1 protein-coding gene is annotated in these 920 nt (G+C 54.5%); it reads left to right on the top strand.

The genetic code is table 11. The features are described 5' to 3' along the window. Window positions 1-84: 84 nt before the first annotated feature. Complete coding sequence (locus A8O25_RS22330; RefSeq protein WP_193788629.1) at window positions 85-912, top strand: IS5 family transposase; 828 nt, start codon at window positions 85-87, stop codon at window positions 910-912. Window positions 913-920 lie beyond the last annotated feature (8 nt).

Below are 920 nucleotides of genomic sequence, written 5' to 3'. Positions count from 1 at the left end.
GAAGCTGTTTAGAGTTTAATAACTTCCAAAGAATTAGGGAGGTAAAAGTGTTTGCGACAACATTTCTCACCAAGCCCTAACTCAATGGAAGCGATAAGCCAAGATAGCATAAATGAGTTTATTCTTCCCCATTTGAGCGTGGCAAACACGGGGAGCAAACTCAGGGTCTCCCGTGGCCGCATCGTCTCAGCGATCCTCTATAGGTTAAAGACGGGATGCCAGTGGCGGGAGTTGCCCACCAAGGAGTTCTTCGACGGCGAGCGCCTGAGCTGGCAGGGGGTGTACCACCACTTCAGGAAGTGGGCCAGGGACGGCAGCTTCAGGAGAGTCTGGGTAGAGCTTCTGAAGAGCAAACGCAGCCTGTTGGACCTCTCCTGCGTGCAGCTGGACGGGAGCCAGACCATCTGCAAGAACGGCGGTGAATGCATCGGCTACCAGGGCAGGAAAGCTGCCAGAACCTGCAACAGCCTGTTCCTGGCAGATAACCAGGGGGTGTTGCTCGCCTGCAGCCCCCCTGTGTCAGGGACCCGCCATGACTTATTTGAGATAGAGCATGTCCTTGGGCAGTTGAGCGGCCTGCTGGAAGAGGCGGGCATTGAGACGGCGGGCCTGTTCCTGAACGCTGATGCTGGCTTTGATTCGCAGCAGTTCAGAGTGCAGTGCTCGCGACTGGGGATAGAGGCCAATGTTCCCGTGAATCCCAGGAACGGGCAGGGCGGTGACGAGTATGTCTATTTTGACGAGGAGCTCTATAAGAGGAGGGTTGTGATTGAGCAGGCCAACGCATGGTTGGATAGTTTCAAGGCCCTGCTCATCCGCTTTGAAACCAGGGCGCAGCACTGGCTTGCCCTGCATCTGCTAGCCTTTACAGCCTTGTTTATCCGAAAATTCAACCAAAATCAAAAACTCTAAACAGCTTC

The organism is Rufibacter ruber (genome assembly GCF_001647275.1).
Classification (GTDB): Bacteria; Bacteroidota; Bacteroidia; order Cytophagales; family Hymenobacteraceae; genus Nibribacter; species Nibribacter ruber_C.
The sequence above is the reverse complement of the archived record's forward strand: the minus strand, read 5'-3'. Positions and strand labels throughout refer to the sequence as shown.